This window comes from Pseudolabrys sp. Root1462 (genome assembly GCF_001426945.1).
GTDB lineage: Bacteria > Pseudomonadota > Alphaproteobacteria > Rhizobiales > Xanthobacteraceae > Pseudolabrys.
Genome location: NZ_LMFS01000001.1, coordinates 768233 through 785737, shown reverse-complemented (window position 1 = coordinate 785737; position 17505 = coordinate 768233). Strand labels below are relative to the sequence as shown.

The window sequence follows — 17505 nt, the reverse complement described above, 5'->3', positions numbered from 1 at the left end:
CCGTTCTGCCGCGGCAATCGCAATGACAGGAGCTGACCATGCACGAATTCTCGCTGCCGTCCGATTTGATCGAAGGCGTCACGAAAAGAACCGGACGCGCGCACCCCTTCGACGTGATGGATCCGGCAAAGACCGCGTTCGTCGTCATCGACATGCAGAACTACTTCATGAAGCCGGGCTTCCAGGGCGAAGTGCCGGCCGCCCGGAAGATCGTGCCCAACGTGAACAAGCTGGCCGCGGCGCTGCGCGCAAAGGGCGGCCACGTCGTGTGGATCAAGAACACCACCAACGACACGCGCACTTCTTGGTCGGTTTTCCACGACCACCTCATGACGCCGACCCGGCGTGACACCCGCTACCAGACAATGGAGCTGGCACACGAAGGCCACCGGCTCTGGGACGAACTCGAGGCCAAGCCGGAGGATGCGCAGATCGTGAAGAAGCGCTTCAGCGCCTTCATCCAGGGCTCGTCCGATATCGAGAACCATCTACGCGCGCGCGGAATCGACAATCTGCTGATCGGCGGCACCGCCACGCAGGTCTGCTGCGAGAGTTCGGCCCGCGACGCCATGATGCTCAACTTCAAGGTCACGATGGTGTCCGACGCGCTCGCCACCTACACCGACGAGCAGCATGGCGCCTCGTTGCGCGCATTCTATGCAATCTTCGGCGATGTGCAGACCATCGACGAGGCGATCGCCTCACTCGAGCGCGGCAAGGTGCAGGCCGCCGCCTGAAACAATCGTCAGCCGGCGCCTCCGAAGAGCGCGCCGGCTTTACGCCTTCGCGGGTCCCGGCTTATTTGCTGAGCCGGGCCTGCTGCGAGGCTTTAAGAAACAGCGCGGTCATGGCGTCGGAAATGCCTTGGGTCGGGCTGACCTCGAAATAGAGCCCGTCCGAGGCGCAGGACTCCATATTCTTTGCGATCTCGCTGTTCGGCGACGGACCGTACGGCCCCTTGTTGAACGGGTCGATCCAGCTCATGTACCAGCCGTTGGTCGGCAGCGCCAAATAGGTCGTGTAAAGCACGGCGATCTTGATGCCGCGATTCTTCAGCGTGGTGCAGGTCGCGGTGTTCAGCGGCGCCTGACAGCGCGTGTATTTGGTGCCTGTCTGCGGATCCTGACCCTGCACGGTGGTCTTCAGGCAGCTCGATGTGGCGGCGTCCTGCACGCCGTCGGAGACGAAGAACAGAACTTTCTCCGGTTTGCCCGGTGTCGAGCCGTCGCCGGGCGTCGCGATCTCATTGTTCATGGCGGCGAGGATCGAATCGAAGTTGGTGTCAGTATCGCTGGCGTAGTTCTGATACGGCACCGTCATCAGGTCGACCGCGCTCGCCTGCGACTTCACGTGCGACAGGTTCGATGACAGCGACGCGACTTTCGTCAGCCCCATGGACTCGGCCTTGGCGCCGAAGGTGTAGACGCCGGCGCGGAACTGGTTGGAGACGACCTGACTGGAGTTGGCGGTGTCCATGAGCTGTTGCGTGGCGCTACGCACCACGTCGATGCGCATGGTGACGCCCAGCGACTTCGCCAGCCCGTAATAGTCATTGGGCGAGGCGTCCAACTGATGGCAGGCGAAGGCGCACTGATCCGACGTGTTGTCCACCATCGTCGTGATGTCGTTCGTCGTGGCGCCGACGCCCATGGACGGCGTGTTGTCGAGCAACATGTAGAAATCCATGTAGGTCGGAAGCGCCGAATTGGCGGTTGCCTGACCGGCGATGTTGATCTGATGAATGCCGGCGACATTGGCCAGGGTCGTCGGCACCGAGGCGGTGTAGCTGACGACCGCGGCCCGCCCATTCGACGTGTCGGTCACGGTGGCGGTGACTGTTCCCACGCTGCCGCGCTTCAGGTTCGCGGATTGCGCCTTGAAGAATTTGACCGCCGAAGCCTGCGCGGCCGAGGCCGTCATCGACATCGCGTTGATATTGACGACCGATAGCGCCGCTGCATCGGCATAGGAGTCGAGCACCGCCTTGGTCCGGTTGGCCAGGCTGTAGTCAACCGCGGCGCCGACCGACACCACAATCGGCACCGACAAAATGGCGAAGGTGATGGCGATGTTGCCGCGCCGATCGCAGACGAAAGAACGGGCAAGATCGAGGACGGCACGAAACATGGGACTCACCGGACGCCTTCTGCATCGGATGACCGCACCCTGTGCCCTGACCGTTAATGGGCGATTGCCCGGCTGCGGTATGCAGCCAATTCGAAATGACTTGGTTTATCCGGGGTTATCCGTCTCAACCTCGGGCCGTAAACGCCCTTTACCGAAATAATCTTGCGCGGCGCCGGCGGTCCGCCCTTACTTCGTCAAGGATTTCCGCCTATATTGATGAGGCCGGGGCAACCCGGTCTATGGCGATAAACGGATGTCGAAATAAACCTTTCGGACCCGGGGGCAGTACCCGGCGCCTCCACCCGTGTCGCTCGCCATACCAGGCACACCCGTTCGTTGTAGCGGGGCCGGTCTTTCCCGTAAGGGGGGACTTTGCGGGCGACACCGGCGGGGGCGAACTAGGATCGACGAGGGCGTAAAGGGCATACTTTCGCTCGGCATGGTTCCGCCGTTATCGGGCCTATCTCATAGTTGCCAACGACAACTATGCTCCGGTTGCTCAGGCCGCCTAAGCGGTCCTGAAAAACCAAGCCTACAAGTCCTAACGGGATAAGCTCCGTTAGGCGGGGTTCGGAGGCACCTGGCAACAGAAGCCTCCACTTCCTTTCCGATTTATCCAATGGCCGCAATATGTTGATGCCGGGTGGCGAGCGCCTCCCGCAGGGCGACCATCTGCGCTAAGGTGGGGGCCGACTCTGTGCGGTACTCTCTCGGAACTTCAATGGCCGACCATATTCGCTACGATCTTCTCACCCAGCAGGCCCTGCGCGGCGTCGTCCGCAATGTGCTCACCGATGCGGCCAAAAAAGGCCTGCCGGGGGACCACCACTTCTACATCTCCTTTCAGACCCGCGCCGAAGGCGTCCGCCTGTCCGACCGCCTGCGCGGTCAGTATCCGGAAGAGATGACAATCATTCTCCAGTACCAGTTCTGGGACCTGGCCGTGACGGAACAGGGATTCGAGGTCGGCATGTCGTTCGGCGGCATTCCGGAAAAACTCTACGTGCCGTTTGCCGCCGTGACCGGATTTTTCGATCCGTCAGTGCAGTTCGGCCTGCAGTTCGAGGAAATCGGCGACGGCCAAGCGCCGGCGCAGGGCGCGGCGAAGCCGGCGCGCATCGGGCCAGCCGAGGTCCCGACCGATGGCAAGGCGTCGCCGTCCGACGATCCGAAGACAAAATCGCCGGTCAAGCCATCCACCAAGCCCGCGGCCAAACCAACGGCTTTACCCACCGTCAACACGGCAGCTTCCGTCCCTTCGATCACGCCGACCGGTTCGGCCGAGCCGACCGATCCCGATCCCGACAAACCGTCGGGCGGCGGCGAGGTCGTCCGTCTCGACCGGTTCCGCAAGAAATAGCCGCGGCCGAATTTTCCCAGCGCGCGCAGACTTGTTCGCGGCGTCTGCCGGCATAGGTTTGCTTCATGACGACATCATCCGGACAGTCCCCGACGACCCGCACCGAAAGCGACTCCTTTGGCCCGCTCGACATTGCCGCCGACCGGTTGTGGGGGGCGCAAAGCGAACGCTCGCTGCGCAACTTCAAGATCGGCACCGAACGCATGCCGGCCGAGATCATTCACGCGCTCGGCCTGGTGAAGCGGGCCGCCGCGGAGGTCAATCGCGACCTCGGCCTGCTCGATGCGGAAAAGGCCGATGCCATCGTTGCGGCCGCGCAGGACATCGCCGACGGCAAACTGGACGCGCACTTTCCGCTGGTGGTCTGGCAGACCGGATCCGGCACGCAGACCAACATGAACGTCAACGAGGTGATCGCCAATATCGCCAACGTGGCGCTGGGCGGCGCGCTTGGTGCGAAAAAGCCGGTGCATCCCAACGATCACGTCAATATGGGCCAGTCGTCGAACGACAGTTTCCCATCGGCGATGCATATCGCCGCCGCCATGCGCATCGCGCATCACCTCATTCCGGCGCTGGCGGCAATGCAGGCGGCGCTCGACGCCAAGACCCAAGCTTTCTCAGGCATCGTCAAGATCGGCCGCACCCACACGATGGACGCGACGCCGATCACACTGGGTCAGGAATTCTCGGGCTACGCGGCCCAGGTCAAATCGTCGATCGCCCGGCTCAAGATGGCACAAGAAGAACTGATGCCGCTGGCGCAAGGCGGCACTGCGGTCGGCACCGGTCTCAATGCCCATCCGGAGTTCGCCGAACGTTTCGCCAAGCGCATCGCGACGCTGACCGGCCTGCCTTTTGTCAGCGCCGAGAACAAGTTCGAGCACATGGCCGGCCACGACGCTTACGTGTTCGCGCACGGCGCCATCAATGCGGCAGCCACCGCGCTTTTCAAGATCGCCAATGACATCCGCCTTCTGGGATCCGGCCCGCGCTCCGGCCTCGGCGAACTCAACCTGCCGAGCAACGAAGCCGGCTCTTCGATCATGCCCGGTAAGGTCAATCCGACGCAGTCTGAAGCGCTGACCATGGTGTGCTGTCAGGTGTTCGGCAATCACACCACGATTACCGTCGCCGGCAGCCAGGGCCACTTCGAACTCAATGTCTATAATCCGGTGATGGCCAATGCGATGCTGCAATCGATCGGGCTGCTCGGCGATGCCGCCAATTCATTCACCGCCAATTGCATCGTCGGCATCACGCCGAACATCGAGCGCATCACCGAATTGATGAACCGATCGCTGATGCTGGTGACGGCGCTGGCGCCGCATATCGGTTACGACAAGGCCACCCAGGTGGCGAAGGCCGCGCACGCCAACGGCACGACTTTGCGGGAAGAGGCGACGCGGCTCGGCTACGTCACCGGCGACGACTTCGACCGCATCGTGCGTCCGGAGAGCATGACACACCCAGGCGTTGAATAACGCGAAGATGACCGCGGTATCGCGCTGACCGTCGCGGAACTTCCGCGAAGGTTTGGAACAGCAACCTCGCGGCGCGCTGTTTATTCGAGCCGAACATTCAGGGCACTGAATGTAAAATCAGCCCAGCGGTAAATGTATCCGGATACTAATTTACTGGCCGCGGCTGTTTTAATATTCGGGCCGGTCCGGCGCTGGTTCCGCCGCTGTAGAATATATTTAATGATCCCAAATAACTTCATGAAGTCATTCGAACTATACTTCAATTTACCGTGTAAAAGTCCGTGCTCCCCTACCCGTTGCAAGTCATACCGGAAATGACGGCGACGAATTATTATGATCAACTGCGCAGATTGAAATTCCGCCACAGTCTTTCGCAATTAATGCTCTCAATCGCTCTCGGCACTGCGCACCCCGATTGGGTTCGAATGCGTTGCCGAGTGGTGGGAGTGCAGATTTTTCACGGTCCACGCGAGTGACGAGTAAAAGATGGCTGAGGTAGTCAACCTGCGCAGAGAGCGAAAACGGGCAAAGCGGCGCGATGCCGAACAGGACGCAGAAGCGCAGCGCCTTGCTCATGGACGCCCCCAGCATCTGCGGCAACTCGATGCCGCACGGCGCGAGCAGCGAGACCGGACCCTCGACGGGCACAAACTTGGCACGGGAGATCCCTCATGAGTTCTCCAGTTGTAAAGCGTTCCATCGTCATTGCCGGCCACAAGACCAGCGTCAGCCTCGAAGACGCGTTCTGGCAGGGCCTGAAGGAAATCGCCGCGCGTCGCGATCTGACGCTGTCGGATCTCGTGGCGACGATCGACACCGGCCGCCATCACGGCAACCTGTCGTCGGCGATCCGCCTGTTCGTTCTCGATTTCTATCGCGCGCAAAGCGATGCGGGGTCGGGCTCTGAGCCGGTCCGCAATGCCCCCTCGTCGCGCATGGTGACGTCAGTTCTGCGGGCTGAGTAACAACGTCGGACCGCCACGGCTGTCGACGGCTCGGCCGGGCTGCGGCGCCGGCTTGATATCGAGTGGCGCTGGCAAAGCCGGCGCCATTTCTCTTTTTGGTGCCGCGCGGGGCGCCGGAGGCGCGACCACTGGCGCCGTGCGCGGCGCCGGGATCGATCCGCTGGTGTCGGGCGCTTCCGATCGGCCGGCCGGAGCCGGTGGCTGAGGCGGCGTCACCACGGGAGCCGGCACCGGCTCTGGCTTCGGTTGCGCCGCTTCCAACGCCTTCAAACGCTTCGCCTGGTTGTCGACCGCCCGCAAGGTGAGCCAGCCTGTCACCGCCGAGACATCGACACTGCGCGAGGGCTCGGGGGCGGGGCCGCGGAGCGCGAGGAAGATGTCCGGCCGGGAACCTGACTCTCGGTCATGACCGGACAGCACCAGCCGGGCATCGACGGTGCCGTCGGTGAGATCGACATTACCGGTCACGGCAAGATCGGCGGCGGCGCTCTCGACCTGCGACCTGGCGAGCCGCAATTGACCCGCGCTCACGGCGTAATCGAGTTCGGCGCGCTTGACCGCCAAGCGCCCGCTGTCGAGCGCCTTGGTGACAATGTTTGCAACGCGCTCGTTGTCGAGGCTGACACCCTGGTCGACCGCATGTGTCAACGTGTCAAAAACGCGAGGATCGAGGCCGGCGAGCTGGCCGTCCACCAGCACCACCTTGCCCTCGCCCTGCAGCGAGCCGATCAGCGCGATCGGGCTCAGGCCGGAGCCATGGATGTCGGCGGACAGATCGAGTTTGCCGGTGACCGGCGGCCGCGGGCCCGCCGGCAACAGCGCCGCCGCATCGGCGCCGTTCAGCGCCAGCTTGGCTTCGCTCTTCAGACCCAGATCGGTGTCCTGCCAGGCGATCGAGCCGCTGAGCCGCCCGCTGCCGATGTCGCCGGCCAGCTCGCCGATGGTGAGCGCGCGATCGGCAAAATCCAGCTTGGCGCGGAATTCACGAGCCGCGATCTGCGACGTGAGATCGAGCCGCCGCGCCTTGAACGACACACTGCCGGCATAGTTGCCGAACACGCCGTCGGTAAACGGCTCGGTCGACCACACCCACGACTTGTCGTTGCCCTTCGCCACTGACGGCATGCCAATCGCGGCGGCCAGCAGACCGCCGGCATCGGCATTGTCGGCTTCGATGTCGCCGGACAGCCGGCGCGGCGTCGCGAGCGTCATCGCCAATTTGCCGCGCACCGCCGCCCCACCGACCGCCGCATTGATATCCGTTGCCGCAATCTGATCGCCGCTCAGAACAACCCGACCGTCGAACGTCAGCGGCAGCGCCGCCGCATCCACAGCGCCGCGGCCGCGCATCGGTGAAATATTGGCGCGCGCAATCGTGGTGCGCAGCGCCGCAGTCGGCGCGGCGGCGAAGGGCTGCGCGGTGCCTTTGGCCGTGGCCTCGAACCCCTTGGCCGCAAGTCTCGCGTCGAGACGCTGGTCGCCGCTCGCCGGCCCGTTGAGATTGATCTTCAGCGAGGCCGGTCCGGGATCGGTGACGAACGCGCGGTCGAGCCCGAGCATCGCCAGCAACGTCTTGCCGTCATCGGCATCGAGCGTGCCGTCGATCTTCAGATCGCCGCGGCTGAGCACATCGGTTGCCGCATTGCCTTGCGCGTTGAGCGCGAGACGCACCTGACCAAGCCGGCCTTGCACGGCGAGCTTGGCGACCGCCGCCGGCGCCGCGCCGTCGATATTGAGCCGCGCCTGCAGTTTGGCCGGCGCCATCGCCGCCGCGTTGGCACTGAGCGCGCCGACGGTGGCCGGCGCAAAGCGCGACAGCAGCGCGAACACCGGCGCCATGTCCGGCGCATTGAGATCCACATTGATGCTGCCGCGCGGCGTCGCGGCGCGGGTATCGATGCGGCCGCTGGCGGAAAACGCGGCGCCGCCGAGATCGGCAACGCTGAGCTTGTCGATCTGCAGGCCGTCGCCATCGACCTTGAGACGCGCGCTGGCGTTGCGGCCGGTGAAGCCGCCGACGCTGGCGCGTCCGATATCGAAGGCGATGGTCATGTCGCGCGGCCGCTCCAGCGTCGAGCCGGAGACCAGTGCCATGCCGAAACCGAGCGTGGCGTCGAGATCGAGATCGGGCGCGTTGAGCGCGGCATCCAACTTCGACGGCGCGGTGCGTGAGGCAAACGTATAGGCGAAGCGGCCGGACACGACCTTGCGGTCGAAGGTGGCCTTCAGGCCGTCGATCGCGACCTTCTCGCTGCCCACCGTGACGTCGCCGCGGATGCTCAACGGGCTGATGTCGATCGGCGCGGCGGGCGCCGCCTTGTCGCTGCGCCCTTCAAGCCACGCCGCTAGCAGCTTGGGATCGCTGGCGTCGATCTCGGCCGGGCCGGTGAAGGCGACACCGGCGGCGTCCACCGCCAGATGGCCGGACAGCTTCACCTGGGTGTAGCCGGGCGCGCGAAATTCGAAACGATCGAGATTCCAGCCGCTGGCGTCGCTCGACAGATCACCGCGCAGATTCTGCACCACGTTGCCGCCGAGCGTCACCTGATCGATGCCGATGCCGAGTGAGATCGGAAAGGACGGCGCGAAGGCGCCGCCACCGAGCTGGATCAAATCGCGGATCGCTGCCGCCGGCGGCGGACGAGCGCCGTTCTCGGCGGCCAGCACGCGATCGAGGTCGATCTGCCGCCCGGACAGCACGCCCTCAAAGCGCGGCGCTTTGCCGAATTTGAAGTCGGCGACGCCGGTAAGCTTCAGCCCCTGCTCTTCCGGGCCGTAGAGAAATTCGACCTGTTCGAGCAGCGCCGACTGGGCATTGGCTTTGAGCTTCGACGTCACGCGCCATGGCTGCGTCAGCTTGCCGCCGGCCTTCGGCGCGATGCCGACGGGCTTGGCGAGCTTGAGCGTGCCCTCGAATTGCGGCACGCCGGCGAGCGTAAGGACGCCCTCGGTCTCGATGCTGAGCGGGCGATTGACCGGATCGACGTTGAGGCGGACCTTCACCGTGCCATCCTCGCCATAGCGCCCGGACGACAGCCGATAGGGATAGAGTTCGCCGCCGATGGTTGCCGCGCCTTCGCCCTTGAACGGGCCGAGCAGCGAGCGCGCCTCGCCGTTGAACCAGACGCGCTCGAGCGACAAAGTCGCGCCATCGGCCTCGGCCACCGTCACAGTGCCGTCCTCGATGCTGAGCTTGTCGATGGCGAGATCGTCGGCATTGAAGGCGAATGAAAGCCCCGGCGTGCGCACATGACCGGCGGCATCGGTTCTCAGGTTGACGCGCGGGCCGGCCACGGTCAGTTCGGTGGCCCGCCAGTCGCCGCGCAACAGCGGCGCCAGCGCGAACTCAATGCCGAGCGAACGCGCCCTGATGGTCTCGTCAGCACCTTTAGCCGCCGGCGTGCCGGCTTGTTTGCCATCGGCTGCGCCGATCTGGATATCGTTGAGGGTCAGCCGCGGTGACGGCAGAAGCCGGAGATCGATGGCGCCGCTGACGCGCACCGGCGCGCCGACCACATGGCTGGCCTGAGTCTCGAAAATCGAGCGATAGCCGTTCCAGTCGATCAGCAGCGGGCCGACCAGCGCCGCTACCACGGCGAGGATGATGGCAATCGCCACTGTGAGCAAAGTCGTTTGCACGCCGTCTCCCGCGGCACGCCAGCCCCCCCGGCCGGCGCGCCTTACCGCCCCTCAATATACGGCATTATTCGCGGTTTCCGTTGGCAAATCTATGTCGGGAGGCAAACGGAGTTCGGACCTCGATCGGCCTCATCCTGAGGAGCGCACGAAGTGCGCACTCCTCAGGATGAGGCGGATCGGGCCAACGCCTGGGACGACGCTTACCCCGCCGGCAGCATCTTGCCGGGATTGAGGATGTTCAGCGGATCGAGCGCCTGCTTGATGGCGCGCATCGCCGCGACGGCGGCGGCGCCGTGCTCGGCTTCCATGTACTTCATCTTGCCCTGGCCGACGCCGTGCTCGCCGGTCGCGGTTCCATCCATCGACAGCGCCCGCTTGACCAGGCGCTCGGAAAGGGCCTCGGCCCGCTTGACCTCATCCGGATCGTTGAGATCGACGAGCATGGTGAGATGAAAATTGCCGTCGCCGACGTGGCCGACGATCGGCGCGATGATACGGCTCTCCTCGATATCGGCCTGCGTCAAGGTCACGCATTCGGCCAGTCGCGAGATCGGCACGCAAACGTCGGTCGCGACCATGGCCGCGCCCGGCCGAAGCTGGAAGTTGGAAAAGGCCGCGTTGTGCCGCGCCTCCCACAATTTGGTGCGCTCCTCGGCCTGCGCCGTCCAGACGAACGGTCCACCGCCGAACTCGGCGGCGATCTCGCCGAAGCGCTCCGACTGTTCTTTCACCGAGGCCTCGGTGCCGTGGAATTCCATCAGCAGCAAGGTCGTTTCCGGCAGGCCCATCTGGGAGCCGAGGTTGAGCGCACGCACTTGCATGGCGTCGAGCAGTTCAATGCGCGCCACCGGGATGCCGCTCTGGATGGTCATGATGGTGGCGTTGCACGCGGCTTCCACCGAAGGGAACGGGCAGCGCCCGCCGGAAATCGCTTCCGGAATGCCGGAGAGTTTCAACGTCAGTTCGGTGATGATGCCGAGCGTGCCTTCGGAGCCGACCATCAGGCGCGTCAGATCGTAACCGGCCGAGGTCTTCTTGGCGCGGCGCGCGGTGTCGATCACCTCGCCATTCGCCAGCACGACCTTCATGGTCAGGACGTTGTCCTTCATCGTGCCGTAGCGCACCGCATTGGTGCCGGAGGCGCGTGTAGAAGCCATGCCGCCGAGCGAGGCGTTGGCGCCGGGATCGATCGGAAAGAAGAGCCCGCTGTCGCGCAATTGTTCGTTGAGCTCCTTGCGGGTGATGCCGGCCTGCACGACGCAATCGAGATCCTCGGCATGCACCGTGAGCAGCTTGTTCATGTCACGGAAGTCGATCGAGACGCCGCCATGCGGCGCATTGACGTGACCTTCGAGCGACGAGCCGGTGCCGAACGGAATGATCGGCATTTTGTGTTTCGCGCAGATGCGCACCACCTGCTGCACGTCTTCCGTCGATTGCGGATAGATCACGGCGTCCGGCGCCTGATTGGCGATCCAGGTCACGGTATTGCCGTGCTGTTCACGCACCGCCCGCGAGGTGACGACGCGGTTGCCGAAAGCGGCCGTCAGATCGGCGATGGCGGCGGAAAAACGGGTCGGACTGGATTGTTCGGCAACGGTATCGACGGTCACGGCAACGCCCCGGCTGGATGGCGGACATCAGCCGCAACCTGTCCGGGCGTGGCACAGCCGTCAAGGGTTGGGGGCGGCGAGGCCGCCGCGCCGCGGAATCGGTCAGGAATAGATGAAATCGGGCAGCGGCTCGGGCGGCGGCGGCGCGCTTTGGCTGACCGAAACGGCATAAGCCACAATCATCAGCGCCAGCATGACGAGGAAGGCGCCCTTGGCGCCCACGCGCAAGACCGACCGCGCGACGCTGAAATCGCGGGAAACGATCTGCTGGAACGCGTTTTTGACCGCCGCAACCTGGCTCGTCATCCTGGCCACTCCTGAACAAGGCGAGGATAGCCGAGCGGGTCGGCGGGGAGCCGACTTAGTTAAGAATTGGTTAACGCGGGCGTCCCGCTGTGGATTACTTTTCGCCCGTCGATCGGTCGGCCGCCGGTTTGCGGCCGAACAGGTTCCCGATCAGCGACGAAAACAGCCCTGGCATCTCCTGGGCCTCGAACGGCACCGGCCGGCACATGCCCATGGTGATGAGGCCGATCCGGGCCATGCGCTGGCCGGCATACATCGACTCCGCGGTTCCCGCGGCGATGCGCTCTGCGATAGCGCCGCCGAGATGCTGGGTCAGCGTCATGCCGGCAAGATCGACAGCGCCGAGGCGGCCCGCTTCCATGGTCAGCCGGCGCAGCAGATGAATCGTGGCCGCCGCGGTCGGCCGATGACCGTAGACCGAAGCCACGCCGCGCACCATGCGCACCGCCATGGCGACGAAGAACACGACGTCGGTGAACGCCGTCGGCGACACCGCGGTGATGCCGAAGCCACCCGCGGTCGAGCGGCGGATCACCGCTTCGGCGCGGCGATCGAGCGGCGCCATCACCGTGCGTGACAACATCTCGAGCTGCTGCGCCGGCGTGTGATGCTGCTGCAACTGGCGCTGATAGCTCTGGATCGCCGCTTCAACCTCGCGGTCTTTCGGTACGATGGCCAGCACGTCGCGGATCGCGTCGCGCATCTCCGCCGGACGCAACGCCTTGTTGGTAAGCCGGCGCTGGTTGTCCTCGACGCTGGTCAGCCGCCAGAAGCTGCGCAACTCGCGGCCGATGATCAGCAGCGCACCGGCGACGCCGATGCCGACGACCCCGGTCGCCACCCAGCCCTGCGTCGTGCCGCGCGCGAATGCGTCCGAAATCCATTGCCAGGCGTCAACGCCGATCCAGCCGGCGATCGCGGCACCGATCGCCCAGAACCCGACGCGCTTCCAGCCGTCGCGCTTGCGCGGCGCCGGCGCAGGGGGCGCGACCACGGCGCGCTCGCGTGGCACCACGCGCTCGGTCTCCTCGGTGGCGAACACCATCGGCGACGACGGCCGCGCCGATGCCGCCTCGAGGACGTCTTCTTCAATGACGAAGGGTCGGCCCTGAGGACCGCCTTGCGGCTCGCGTGCGTCGCTCATTGCAGCCGGTCTCCGATGAGATAATCGAGCGCCGAATCGAGATTGATGTGCGGAATGCCATCGACCGGCGCGGGGTCGATCAATGGCGGCTCGAACACCGGCACCTCGAGAAAAGGCGCGCCCCATTGATCGGGCCGCGGCGGCCGCACCGGCACGGTGCCGCTCAGAAATTTCGCCTGCTTCGCGGCGCCAACCTTGCGGCCCACCACGACCTCGACCTCGCGGCCGTCGATCTGCTGCGTCGCTTCAACCGTCGAAGCCACCGACGCGATCGACATCACGTCGATATCGGCGTCGCGGCCGCGCGCCGACAGCACCGGCAGCGCCGCCATGTGGCGCAGCAGCGCGCTCATGTGCTCGCGCTGGCTGTCCGGAATGTGATCGGCCTTGGTCGCGGCGAACAGCACCTTCTCGACGCGCGAGGCGCCGATCAGCCGCGTCAGGATATTGTGCTGGCCGTAGCGGAAGCTTTGCAGGATCGCCTCGGTGGCGAGCCGCGTATCCTCGAAGGCCTCGCGGCCGGCCAGCAGCGCGCCGAGGACATCGACCAGCACGATCTGCCGCGCATAATTGCGGAAATAGCTGTCGTAGAATTTCTCGACGACTTCGCGTTTGTAGACCTCGTAGCGCTCGGCCATCAGCGCGCCGAGCGAACCGGACGCAAACCGGTCGGTGCCTTCCGGCGCTTCGAGCGGCGCGAACCACAGATAAGGCGCATCGGCCAGCACGCCCGGCCGCACGAAGCGGCCCGGTTGCAGATAACTGAGACCATGCCTGTCGCGCGCGGTGACGAGCAGTGCGCGATAGAGATCGTGCGCCTCCTTGGCCACCGCTTCGCTGGCCGTCTCGGTCGCCGGATGCTCGGCGATAAAGGTGAAGTAATCGCGGCCCAGCTCGGCGCGCAGGCCGCGCTTCCACAACGCCAGCGTCGTGCGCGACCATTCGGCATAGCTCTGCGACAGCAGCGGCAGGTCGAGCAGCCATTCGCCCGGATAATCGACGATGCGCAGTTTCAGCGTCGCGGCATGACCGCTGATCTGGCCGAGCGCCCGGCCGATGAAGCCGGTCGGCGCGAAACGGATATCGACGCCGATCTCCGAGATGTCGGCGGTCGGCTCCGGCCACACGGCGGGCGTGCCGGCCATCGCCTCGATATTGGCGGCATAGGGAAAGCGCGGCAGCGTGCGCGCGCGGGCTGCCTCGAGTTGCGCCGCCAGCAGGCGGCCCTCGCCGACCGCTTTGAGGAGCGGCATGTGGTTCGGGTTGTGCAAGGCGCTCAGGAGATTGTGGACGAGCGAGGTGATGAACACCGTCTTGCCGGCACGGGAGAGCCCCGTGACGGCNGAGCCACACCGTCGAGCCCTTCGCCAGTTCGGTGAGATTGGCTGCGTCGCCGAGCCAGTCCGGCAGATCGCGCAAACCTGGAATATCGCCGACAATCGGAATTCTGGCCATGTCGCCCCAAATTCTTGACGCGGCGCCCCAGGGTGGATGTGCCGCACACTCTATTATAGATAGGGATCGTTTTGCGTGGCAGGAGGCCCGATGTCCGACCCGATACCGCCGATCGCGGCACCGTTCCTGTCATCGGTGATGACGATCGAGCCGGCCTGGATCGACTACAACGGCCACCTCAACGTCGCCTATTATAATGTGCTGTTCGACCGCGCGATCGACGAGTTCTACCTGCCGATCGGGCTCGGTCCGGACTACCTCAAGGCAACGCAGCATTCGACCATGGTGGTCGAGAGCCATGTGCGCTACCTGCGCGAGGTGCATCAAGGCACGCCGCTGCGGATCAGCGCGCAGCTCATCGGCTTCGACGCCAAGCGCTTCCACGTCTACGAGGAACTGCTGCATGCCGAGGAGGGCTGGGTTTCGGCGACCTGCGAGACCATGACCGTGCATGTCGACATGACGGCCAAGAAGGTGGCGCCGTTCCCGCCCGCGGTCATGGCGGCGCTGGAGAGCGTGCGCCGCGCCCACGCCGCCCTGCAGATGCCGGCCGCCGTCGGCCGGCGAATTGCGATGCCGGCGCCGAAATAATCCACAAGCACGCCTAAACCGCTGATTTCCGGCCTGAAACCGCCGGTAAATTTGCCCGCCTGCCCTCGAAATTGCGGCCCCTGAGTGCCATCTTGGCCTTGAAGGAATCGAATTCCCCATGGCCGAACCCAAACGCTTCGAACCCGCGCCCGCGCCGGCACGCCCTGCCGCCGGCGGCATCGCCGCGCGCGCCCAGGCCAAGCGCGAGGTGCCGTATCTCGCCGCGCTCAATCCCGAGCAGCGCGAGGCGGTGGAGACGCTCGACGGGCCCGTACTGGTGCTGGCCGGCGCCGGCACCGGCAAGACGCGCGTGCTCACCACGCGCATCGCTCACATCCTCAATCTCGGCCGCGCCCATCCGAGCCAGATCCTCGCCGTCACCTTCACCAACAAGGCGGCGCGCGAGATGAAGGAGCGCGTCGGCCACATGGTCGGCGACATCGTCGAGGGCATGCCGTGGCTCGGCACCTTCCACGCCATCGGTGTGAAGATCTTGCGGCGTCACGCCGAGATGGTCGGCCTGCGCAGCGACTTCACCATCCTCGGCACCGACGACCAGATCCGCCTGATCAAGCAGCTCATCGAGGCCGAGAAGATCGACGAGAAGCGCTGGCCGGCGCGCGTCTTCGCCATGATGCTCGACGGCTGGAAAAATCGCGGCCTCACGCCCGAGCAGGTGCCGGCCGGCGAAGCCGCATCCTTCGCCAACGGCAAGGGCAAGAAACTCTATGCCGCCTATCAGGAGCGGCTGAAGACGCTGAATGCCGCCGACTTCGGCGACCTGCTGCTCGAATGCATCCGCCTGTTCCGCGAGAACCCGGATGTGCTCAAACAATATCAACAGCGCTTCCGCTTCATCCTCGTCGACGAATATCAGGACACCAACGTCGCGCAGTATCTGTGGCTCAGATTGCTGGCGCAGATGCCGACTTCTCTTCCCTCGCCCCGCTTGCGGGGAGAGGGTGCCGAGCCGCGCAGCGGCGAGGCGGGTGAGGGGCTGTCGCTTGANGGGGGGGGGGGGGGGGGGGCTGTCGCTTGAAGATACTTGGGACGCGCCGGATGAAAGCAAAGCTGCCCCTCACCCCGACCCTCTCCCCGTGAAGGACGAGGAGAGGGAGCAGACCGCCGCGCCGCCCGCGCAGAAAAACATCTGCTGCGTCGGCGACGACGACCAGTCGATCTATGGCTGGCGCGGCGCCGAGGTCGACAACATCCTGCGCTTCGATCACGACTTCCCCGGCGCCAAGGTCATCCGCCTCGAACGCAATTACCGCTCGACCGGTCACATCCTCGCCGCCGCTTCGACCCTGATCGCGCACAACGAAGGCCGCCTCGGCAAGACGCTGCACACCGAGGACGTCGACGGCGAGAAGGTCGAAGTCACCGGCGCCTGGGACTCGGAGGAAGAGGCCCGCTCGATCGGCGAAGAGATCGAGCAGATGCAGCGCGACGCCCGCGACCGCGGCGAGGATCATCCGCTCGACGAGATCGCCATCCTGGTGCGCGCCTCGTTCCAGATGCGCGAGTTCGAAGAGCGCTTCATCCAGCTCGGCCTGCCCTATCGCGTCATCGGCGGCCCGCGGTTCTACGAGCGCGCCGAAATCCGCGATGCCCTCGCCTATCTGCGCGTCATCGCCCAGCCGGCCGACGATCTCGCCTTCGAGCGCATCGTCAATACGCCCAAGCGCGGCCTCGGCGACGCCGCCCTGCAGATGCTGCACGACTACGCGCGCAAGCAACGCATTCCGCTGGCCGAAGCCGCCGCCATCATGGCGTCCACCGACGAGATGAAGCCGAAGCCGCGCAACGCGCTGCGCGCGCTGATGGACTCGTTCGCGCGCTGGCGCAAGCAGAAGGATACGCTGCCGCACACTGAACTGGCCGAGATCGTGCTCGACGAGTCGGGCTACACCGAGATGTGGCAGAAGGATCGTTCCGCCGACGCCGCCGGCCGTCTCGAAAACCTGAAAGAACTCGTGCGCTCGATGGAGGAGTTCGAGAACCTCGCCGGCTTCCTCGAGCACATCTCGCTGGTGATGGACACGGCCGAGGGCGACAGCGAGCAGAAGGTCAGCATCATGACCCTGCATTCCGCCAAGGGCCTGGAGTTCGACACCGTGTTCCTGCCCGGCTGGGAGGAAGGCCTGTTTCCGCATCAGCGCTCGCTCGACGAACAGGGCAAGGCCGGGCTCGAGGAAGAACGCCGCCTTGCCCATGTCGGCCTCACGCGCGCGCGCAAGCGCGCCCGGATCTATTTCGCCACGAACCGCCGCGTGCATGGCCTGTGGCAGAGCAACATCCCGTCGCGCTTTCTCGATGAGCTGCCGGCCGAGCATGTCGAGGTGAAGGAAGCAGCCGGCGGCACCGGCGGCTTCGGCATGTCGGGCTACGGCCCGTCGCGCTTCGACGAGGCCGGCGCCTTCGGCTCGAAATATACCACGCCCGGCTGGCAGCGCGCGCAGGGCCGCCGCGGCGCCGGCGGCTTCTCGGAAAACGGCGCGCCGCGTTATGTGCCGGACGGCGTGTTCAATCAGGATGACGAGTACGGCGATGACGTCGCGCCGCCCAAGTCTGCGTCCAAGTCTGCGCCCAGGACGGCGCCGCGCCGCGACACCAAACCCCGCGCGCCGCTGACCATCGAAGGCGAACTGATCGCCAAATCGTCCGGCCCGGCCTCAAGCTTCAAGCCCGGCGACCGCGTGTTTCATCTGAAATTCGGCAACGGCAACGTCACCGCCGTGGACGGCAACAAGCTGACCATCGCGTTCGACAAGGCGGGCGAGAAGCGGGTGGTCGATAGTTTTGTGGAGAGGGCGTGAGG

The 17505-nt window shown here is 65.2% G+C and carries 13 protein-coding genes, 1 other RNA gene and 1 pseudogene; 9 read left to right on the top strand and 6 right to left on the bottom strand.

The annotated features are described in order from the left end of the window. Positions 1 to 38 precede the first annotated feature (38 nt). On the top strand, positions 39 to 737 hold the full coding sequence (locus tag ASD45_RS03715; protein ID WP_056910251.1) for an isochorismatase family cysteine hydrolase: 699 nt from the start codon (positions 39 to 41) through the stop codon (positions 735 to 737). Between the two features lie 61 nt (positions 738 to 798). Here the strand turns inward: ASD45_RS03715 and ASD45_RS03710 are convergent, their stop codons facing one another. After that, positions 799 to 2127, bottom strand: coding sequence for a TadE/TadG family type IV pilus assembly protein (locus tag ASD45_RS03710; RefSeq protein WP_056910250.1), 1329 nt, complete (start codon positions 2125 to 2127; stop codon positions 799 to 801). Positions 2128 to 2309: 182 nt separating this feature from the next. Here ASD45_RS03710 and ssrA point away from each other — a divergent pair. The 3 genes from ssrA (at position 2310) to fumC (ending at position 4971) form a co-directional block, all read left to right on the top strand. Continuing rightward, positions 2310 to 2728: a transfer-messenger RNA gene (ssrA, locus tag ASD45_RS22925) on the top strand. Positions 2729 to 2848: 120 nt separating this feature from the next. After that, positions 2849 to 3487, top strand: a complete 639-nt coding sequence (locus tag ASD45_RS03705) for a ClpXP protease specificity-enhancing factor SspB (RefSeq protein WP_056910249.1) — start codon at positions 2849 to 2851, stop codon at positions 3485 to 3487. Between the two features lie 65 nt (positions 3488 to 3552). Beyond that, positions 3553 to 4971, top strand: a complete 1419-nt coding sequence (gene fumC, locus ASD45_RS03700; RefSeq protein WP_056910248.1) for a class II fumarate hydratase — start codon at positions 3553 to 3555, stop codon at positions 4969 to 4971. A 303-nt stretch (positions 4972 to 5274) separates the two neighbouring features. Here the strand turns inward: fumC and ASD45_RS23665 are convergent, their stop codons facing one another. Continuing rightward, positions 5275 to 5547, bottom strand: coding sequence for a hypothetical protein (locus tag ASD45_RS23665; RefSeq protein WP_162249369.1), 273 nt, complete (start codon positions 5545 to 5547; stop codon positions 5275 to 5277). Between ASD45_RS23665 and ASD45_RS22920 the strand changes: the two genes are divergently transcribed. Then, positions 5458 to 5646 (top strand): DUF4169 family protein, encoded by a 189-nt coding sequence (locus tag ASD45_RS22920; RefSeq protein WP_082540625.1) that lies wholly within the window; start codon positions 5458 to 5460, stop codon positions 5644 to 5646. The genes ASD45_RS23665 and ASD45_RS22920 overlap by 90 nt on opposite strands. Then, positions 5643 to 5936 carry a ribbon-helix-helix domain-containing protein gene (locus ASD45_RS03695; protein WP_056910247.1) on the top strand — a complete coding sequence of 98 codons (294 nt, stop codon included), beginning with the start codon at positions 5643 to 5645 and terminating at the stop codon, positions 5934 to 5936. The genes ASD45_RS22920 and ASD45_RS03695 overlap by 4 nt, the downstream gene beginning before the upstream one ends. On the opposite strand, the gene ASD45_RS03690 is transcribed toward ASD45_RS03695, so the two are convergent. The 4 genes from ASD45_RS03690 to ASD45_RS03675 all read right to left on the bottom strand — a co-directional run bounded on the left by ASD45_RS03690 (position 5916) and on the right by ASD45_RS03675 (position 12638). Further along, positions 5916 to 9575, bottom strand: coding sequence for an AsmA family protein (locus tag ASD45_RS03690; RefSeq protein WP_082540624.1), 3660 nt, complete (start codon positions 9573 to 9575; stop codon positions 5916 to 5918). The two genes, ASD45_RS03695 and ASD45_RS03690, sit on opposite strands and share 21 nt — an antisense overlap. A 200-nt stretch (positions 9576 to 9775) precedes the next feature. Next, the gene (locus ASD45_RS03685) at positions 9776 to 11188 is read right to left on the bottom strand and encodes an FAD-linked oxidase C-terminal domain-containing protein (RefSeq protein WP_056910245.1); all 1413 of its coding nucleotides are present in this window, start codon (positions 11186 to 11188) and stop codon (positions 9776 to 9778) included. Positions 11189 to 11290: 102 nt separating this feature from the next. Continuing rightward, positions 11291 to 11494, bottom strand: coding sequence for a hypothetical protein (locus ASD45_RS03680; RefSeq protein ID WP_056910244.1), 204 nt, complete (start codon positions 11492 to 11494; stop codon positions 11291 to 11293). A gap of 94 nt (positions 11495 to 11588) precedes the next feature. After that, entirely contained in the window at positions 11589 to 12638 is a 1050-nt protein-coding gene (locus tag ASD45_RS03675) for a TIGR01620 family protein (RefSeq protein ID WP_056910243.1), read from the bottom strand. Positions 12639 to 14183: 1545 nt separating this feature from the next. Between ASD45_RS03675 and ASD45_RS03665 the strand changes: the two genes are divergently transcribed. From ASD45_RS03665 to ASD45_RS23860, 3 genes and pseudogenes are all read left to right on the top strand, one after another. Continuing rightward, positions 14184 to 14684 (top strand): thioesterase family protein, encoded by a 501-nt coding sequence (locus tag ASD45_RS03665; RefSeq protein WP_056910241.1) that lies wholly within the window; start codon positions 14184 to 14186, stop codon positions 14682 to 14684. 118 nt (positions 14685 to 14802) lie between these two features. Continuing rightward, positions 14803 to 15692, top strand: a pseudogene (locus ASD45_RS23865) (UvrD-helicase domain-containing protein); the annotation flags it as partial. A gap of 1 nt (position 15693) precedes the next feature. Continuing rightward, the coding region (locus ASD45_RS23860) for a 3'-5' exonuclease (protein ID WP_210168888.1) at positions 15694 to 17503 on the top strand (1810 nt) is incomplete at its 5' end. Positions 17504 to 17505 lie beyond the last annotated feature (2 nt).